Below are 6,188 nucleotides of genomic sequence, written 5' to 3'. Positions count from 1 at the left end.
CCACTGCCAGTAGGCTTCGGCATCCCTGAAACCTTGCGCTCTGGCGGCAATATCCTCAGCCCTGGAACGAGAAAGACCGCCATCGTATTCAGCGATAGCGGCCCTCTCCTCGAACTCCTCAATGCTAGGAATACTCATCCCGGCACCGGTAGCCTGATCTGATCAACGATGGAGCGCTTCTGCTCATCCGAGATACCGGCTGAGTAGATACCGTATGTGATCCCGTTCTCTGACCGGGCCGACTTATGCCCGACAATGCTGGCAGTGAAGTGCTCTGGGACGCCTGTTCGCTCACACTGGGTGATGAACCATTTCCGAGACGAGTGAAACACTAGCCCCTTGCGATCAAGCTTCAGCTTCTTCCTGATTGCGGCGAACCGCTTGGTAATATCGTTTACTTTCAGATCAGGGAACAATGGCCCCGAGTGCGGAAGCTCCATGAGAACTGGCTCTAGCACAGCATGAACCGGAACCAATCGCTCAGCTGCGTCTGTCTTCAGCAGCCGAAGCTTGTTCGGACGGACATGAAAGAACTGGCCAAGGTTACCCTTGGCGACCAGATCTTCACGTAAGAGGCCAACCGCTTCTCCTGCCCTCATGCCTGATAGCAAGCAAAGCAGCAGCACCTTACCGATGACGGGATCATGCACTTCCAGTAACCGCCGCACTTCCTTGTCGGCGGGTACGGCATAGGGTTGATGCTTTACCTTGGCATCGAAGCGCACTGACGCGAATGGATTGACCTCCATTTCACCCTCATAGACGCACCAGTCCAGCCAATGGTTAACCTGTGACCAAATGCGTCGCTGAGTACGTCCGGTGATGCGGGCAGTGCTTACTCTGGACCACTCCACAGAGGCGTCGAGGGACATACCCTGTGTGCGCCTCGACTTCCCTAGGTAGGGGCTAAGCTGAGCGATGAGAGACAGGAATTCCCTCCCTTCTTCGCGAGCGAGCTCCGTCAGCTTCTGCTTCCCGTACTTTGACTGGAACAACTCGATTGAGTAGCGAACACTCTTGAACCCGCTTGGCCGAAGCTCATTCTGCCGCAAGACCAGATACCGACGTGTGGCCTTGTTGACAGTTGTCTTCGGCACAATCGCCTGCTCATACCGAACTGGCTCGGAATGCTGGAGAGTGGCCCGGAGGCGGGCAAGACCAAGCTCCGTTGGGGTGAGCCATTCATTGGCATCGACGACCTCCAGCGGGGCGCTCTGTGGCAGAGACAAGGCCCCCGAAAGAGCTTGCCGCACGGTCTCCTCGTAACGGGCATTTACCTCGGCTGCCCGCTGACGGGCGACCTTGGCATCACTGGTCTTTAGCGACTGCTTGAGGGCTTGCTGGCCAAGAAGAGAGGCCACTTCTTTAGGGTAGTTCCGCCTGTAAAGCCAAGTATGGCCCTTTAAGTAGGCATAGCGAATTCGGGCAGACATTCGTCTGTTCCTTTCTTACTAGAATGCGTGAATGGTTCAGTCGATGATCCGCAAGATCATCTCGAAGTCAGGCTCCCCGTATTCGCCGGTAAGTGGCCCCGTCAGAGAGTAGCCGCCAATGCAGTCGTCATAGACTTCCGACACCTCGAAAATGTGCTCCGGGATGTCTTCGAAGGCTCGGATTAGGACCCGTGCACCGGGGTAAAGCTCCTGCTTGAAATTTGGTGCCTGTGTCATGACTACCCCCCGAAAGAGAGGAAGTAAGGCAGCAATGATCCCAATGTGGAACCGACAGGGATAGGGTTAAGGCTGAGCCATTTAGTTATCCAGCTAAATGCGACGGAGAAGCCAGTTATGGCCTGAAGGCCTGAAAGGCTCATCCCAATAAGCTGAATTAGCTCCCAGTTCAGCGGTAGCCGTACACCGCTTCCGACGGCGAGCATCAAGCCAAGCATAGTAATCATCTACAAAATCTCCATAATGAGGGTTTTTATAGATGCTTGTGATTTCTCACTTTTTCTGACCCATCGACCCATTGGTGGCTGTGAGTGATCGTTGTGTCAGATTTGGACCGTCAACCAGTGCGCAATGCACGATTTTATCCTGATACCCGATAAGGAGAACTTGAATTGAAAATACTAAAGTTGTCGTGGAAGCTGTTATTCGCTGTATTGCTAGCTCTTTCCCTCTCAATAAATGTCGCTCTGTTCGTCGGGGGCTCTTTATATCAACTTGCCTCGTCGGCATTCGGAGCGGTGACCGGTGTTCGTACTGTGGCTCTTCAGCATGCGGATGAGGTTGCTCAGCTAAGCAGCGAAATTGCCGAAGAGCGTGCTGCTAAAAAGAAGCTGCGCAGGGAGTTGACCGAAGCAACTGATAGCTTGGCGACCGAACGCGCGGTTACTCGTGAGCTACGAGCCGAACTGGCGGATCCGTTCACGCGCTTGGTAGTTTTTCGTGGCAAGCGAGTGGCTATTCGGGATGCTGTAGACGCAACCGCCGACAGGATATCCAAGCGCGCTGTGGTTACCTCATCCCGGGAAGTCGGCTCAATGGCCGGGGAGGCTATACCCTATATCGGCGCAGCGGTCATAGTTGGCGCAACGGCGCTGGAACTAAAAGATCTCTGCGAGACCCTTAAGGATATGGGCGAACTTCAACGTGCAATCTCCCCCGAAGCGATGCCCAGCGAGGACGAGAAGACTGTCTGCAACCAGCCGATCCCCACGCGCGAAGAACTGTGGGAGGAGGTCAAGGGATCACCGAAAGCAGCTTGGCAAGCAGCACGGGGCGCAATCCCTACCCTTGAGGAGATAAAGAACTTCGAGTTGCCGAAGGTGGACTGGAAGGGGGCTTGGTCTACAGCCTTTGAGGGGTCCGGGAGGGCCTTAGAAGCCACCAAGAACGGAGCAGGTTCAGCTGCGGCCGCGACGAAAGCAGCAGCTGCAGGACTATTGGGAAAATTCCTTGGCGACGATGCTGCCGAAGAGGAAGAGTAGCCGATAGAGCGCAAGGTCTACTGGTAGAAGCTGGCTGCTAATGTGGCTGGCAAGAAGTTACCCGTGACCGAGGATCCACGCCAAAAATCTCCCGTCCGTTCCTCCTTGTTAGGTTGCGGGCGGGAGCCCTTCTGAGTTTCATTTTTGAGGCAACTCAATCGTGGTTGTTATTGTTTGTTTTCAAATGGTTATGAATAGGGGCCGTTAATGAGATACTGGCACGTACAGGACCGTCCCCAGTAAGTCCTCGAGAGCAGGGAGCCACCTGCCTCTCATCACTTCATCCCGAACCCCAGTTTAACGCGAAGGCCGAGCAATCTGTCATCGCGATCAGAAGGATTTTGTTTATGCTCACCCTTAACAATGACCAGCAACTAGTGAAGCAAGCTATCCAGGCGATGCGAGCACGAGACCGTCTAGTGGTCTCAGGTCGAGCGGGCTCAGGCAAGACTTATGCCATTGCGCACTCCGTTGCCGAGCGAAAGGCACTGTTTCTCGCCCCAACACATCCTGCGCGTACTGTTCTGGAGCAAGAACTCCGGGATAAGAGACACAGGGTTGCCACAATCCACAGTGCGATCGGTTGGTACAGATACCGAAACGAGAACCTAGAAACGGTCGAGGGATACCTTCCAGCAAGAGAGGCCAGAACTCGGGTAGAAAGCGCCAAAGAAGGAAAGCCAGACGCGTTTTCCGAGGTCGACATCATCATTGTGGATGAGTTCTCCATGGTAGGCAGTTTCTTGTTCCGGGCAGTCGAGGAATATGCGGCGGAATTCGATCTCCCAGTGGTGTACAGCGGCGATCGCTTCCAGCTTCCACCCGTTAAGGATCATGAAGTCATCATGGATCAAGACTTCGAGACTATCACTCTGGATACAAGCGTGCGGTTCCCTCGGCAAAGCGGCATCTTTCTAACTGGCGAGATGCTTCGCGACTGGATCGAAGAGCGCCCGGAAGACGAGCTTCAATGCCTTCATGGCGGTGCCGATGTACAGGTGATACCGGGCGAGGAGTGGATAGCTTCGCTGAAGAACAGGTACGAGAAGGGTGACAGCCTGTTGGCCGTGACTTCGGACAATACAACCCTTCAGCGCCTTCGGAGGGCAGTCCGTCATGTTAATCACGACGGGCTTGACGAAGGCGATCTTGTCATCAGCAAGCAGACCGACAACCTCTTCCACAATGGAGAACGGTTTACTGTCGATCAAATAGAGCGGAATATGCGCGTGCTAAAGGATGTTCCTAGCTGTGTCGACCGGTTCCGCGCACTGACCCTTGATGGCGTCACGATCACGTTCCACGAGACTGATAGAATAGCCTTCGTGCCGGACAGCGAGAAAATAGTCGACAAGCTATCGTTGCGCATTCGACGTCTGCATCAAAAAGGCAAGCTCGACAGGAAGCAAGCGGTACGTATTCTAGACTGGATAGAGGACGTTAATCGCTTCGAGCTCTCTGCGCTTGCTACTGTGCATAAAAGCCAAGGCAGGTCTGTGGATACCGTCTACATCGATACCAACACAGTACTGAAGCGACCCATGTGGCTCTCCCCGAAAGATCACAAGCGATTGCTATACACGGCCATTACTCGAGCTCGCGAACGGGTTGTTCTCTATGAGATGAGTGGCTTCTGCACCCGGGGACGTCCCGCTTCGGTGGCAGCTATACCATCTCGTGTACCGCTCAACCAAGCCGAAGAACAAAAGAAGACTGCTTGATAAGGGTCTATCACCAAGGGGATCCTTAGTTACCAAAACCTCCCTGTCCGGTTACCCCAATTGGGGTACGGGCGGGGGCTTAGCAGGACAAGCAATTTGCCCCTAGGCTCATACTCCTTGTCCTCTAGTTACAAGATTTCGTATCCAGGAAAGAAAACCATGCCCACCCGTGTGCAGTGAAACAGAGGTGCCGTCAGGCCCTTGGTCCTGAGGGAGTTTCCGAAGTGTGGCGTCGTCCAAGTTGGTCCCGCTGGCCTCTAGTGGATCTATCTCCTCGTAGTCGGCATGATCGAAAGCCATAAGCAAATGTCGCAGCTCTCTCGCACCAGGTGGAGCCTCACCATATGACCACCGATGTTCCCGTGGTTTCCAACCGAACTGTTTAATTGGGCCGCTGGCTTCCGAAACTCTCTCCCCATTTCGTTTTGTGTGAGCAAACACATTGATCCAGGTTAACGGATAATTTGTCGTTACTAGCATCTTCGGGGCAGTTGGGAGACAAACTTGCCAAGCATTGTGAGGTCCCCCGTGACCCGCATCGGCAATCGCACGTATCCATTTGTCGGAGGCGGCGAAAGCCTCCCTCGCGGACAATTCGTGTATCAGATGTTTGCAAAATCTGCCCATCATTCCAGGCGCGACTAAAGGACCTCGACGCTTCGTGAAGTCAGGGCAAGAGCATGTTTGCGAGTTGAGATCTAAATCATATCCGGTTCCCTCGCCAGTAAATGAAGGGATGACGCAACGTGCATCTGGGTAAAAAGGGAGAGACACCGTCAAGCTGTACTCTTCGAAATATTCAGGTAAGTTCTCGTCGCTCATAAGCCCAACTTCTCGGAATAATTGGTCATCAACAATCGTGGCAAAGAAAGTAATCCAAGCATTGAACTGCACATCTCCCGCACCTTAAGCCTAGTTTTCCGGTTGTGCCACACATCGTCTTAGAGTTCCTAAGAGGAGGTCAAGTTGAGGTACTTTCTGAATTTGTCGCGACGCTTCGGATTTTCTGGTGACCAAATTGGCGAGTAAACAAAGGAGGTTTTCAGTTGATGCTGCGTCCCGAGCACATAGACCTTATTCAAGCATGGGCCCTGCTTGCCCGGGCAGAACGAAAGGACGGAGCTCGAGCGAGTTTAACCGGCATTCTGCGGTTTGGCTTAGAGGCACCGATGGAAACAGGCCGACACCCGATTTACGGAGCCGACTTGCGTAGAGAGTGGAGTGGGCGGATGCCAATGAGCGAGGAAGCTGCTAAGATCTTGCCGCCGGATATTTCTTTCCGAAAGGCGCAAGGTCGAGACAAGCCTTGCACCGGCGACCATTGTATTCCGCTCGCTGTTACAGCGGGACATTTGATGGACCACGCAGAAGATCGGGCAGTAATCGCCGAGACTATGGCGTATGCGTGGCGTGTTGTGCTGATTACCAAGTCAGAGGATGTGCAACTTCGAGAGGCCGGGCTTCAATCAGCGATGCCTGACGAGTGGAGGTGGGGGGACGATCCTTTCATGCGCTACCATGCGGTTGGTATACGT

The 6,188-nt window shown here is 53.8% G+C and carries 5 protein-coding genes; 3 read left to right on the top strand and 2 right to left on the bottom strand.

All coding sequences use genetic code 11. The annotated features are described in order from the left end of the window. Positions 1–134 precede the first annotated feature (134 nt). Together L1069_RS23290 and L1069_RS23285 are read right to left on the bottom strand one after the other, a co-directional pair. Complete coding sequence (locus L1069_RS23290) at positions 135–1,433, bottom strand: DUF6538 domain-containing protein (protein WP_237457230.1); 1,299 nt, start codon at positions 1,431–1,433, stop codon at positions 135–137. Between the two features lie 36 nt (positions 1,434–1,469). Continuing rightward, on the bottom strand, positions 1,470–1,670 hold the full coding sequence (locus L1069_RS23285; protein WP_237457229.1) for a hypothetical protein: 201 nt from the start codon (positions 1,668–1,670) through the stop codon (positions 1,470–1,472). Positions 1,671–2,062: 392 nt separating this feature from the next. On the opposite strand from L1069_RS23285, the gene L1069_RS23280 reads away from it, so the two are divergent. The 3 genes from L1069_RS23280 to L1069_RS23270 form a co-directional block, all read left to right on the top strand. Next, positions 2,063–2,932 carry a hypothetical protein gene (locus tag L1069_RS23280; RefSeq protein WP_237457228.1) on the top strand — a complete coding sequence of 290 codons (870 nt, stop codon included), beginning with the start codon at positions 2,063–2,065 and terminating at the stop codon, positions 2,930–2,932. A gap of 347 nt (positions 2,933–3,279) precedes the next feature. Beyond that, on the top strand, positions 3,280–4,653 hold the full coding sequence (locus L1069_RS23275; RefSeq protein ID WP_237457227.1) for an AAA family ATPase: 1,374 nt from the start codon (positions 3,280–3,282) through the stop codon (positions 4,651–4,653). Positions 4,654–5,888: 1,235 nt separating this feature from the next. After that, the coding region (locus L1069_RS23270; protein ID WP_237457226.1) for a hypothetical protein at positions 5,889–6,188 on the top strand (300 nt) is incomplete at its 3' end.

Origin of the sequence: Leisingera sp. MMG026, assembly GCF_021654205.1 — a bacterium.
GTDB lineage: Bacteria > Pseudomonadota > Alphaproteobacteria > Rhodobacterales > Rhodobacteraceae > Leisingera.
This window is presented reverse-complemented; position numbering and strand designations above follow the sequence as displayed.

What these genes read in the sequence shown, in the direction of transcription:
- L1069_RS23290 (WP_237457230.1), bottom strand. Translation starts at nt 1,433, where the DNA reads ATGTCTGCCCGAATTCGCTATGCCTACTTAAAGGGCCATACTTGGCTT.
- L1069_RS23275 (WP_237457227.1), top strand. Translation starts at nt 3,280, where the DNA reads ATGCTCACCCTTAACAATGACCAGCAACTAGTGAAGCAAGCTATCCAG.
- L1069_RS23285 (WP_237457229.1), bottom strand. Translation starts at nt 1,670, where the DNA reads ATGACACAGGCACCAAATTTCAAGCAGGAGCTTTACCCCGGTGCACGG.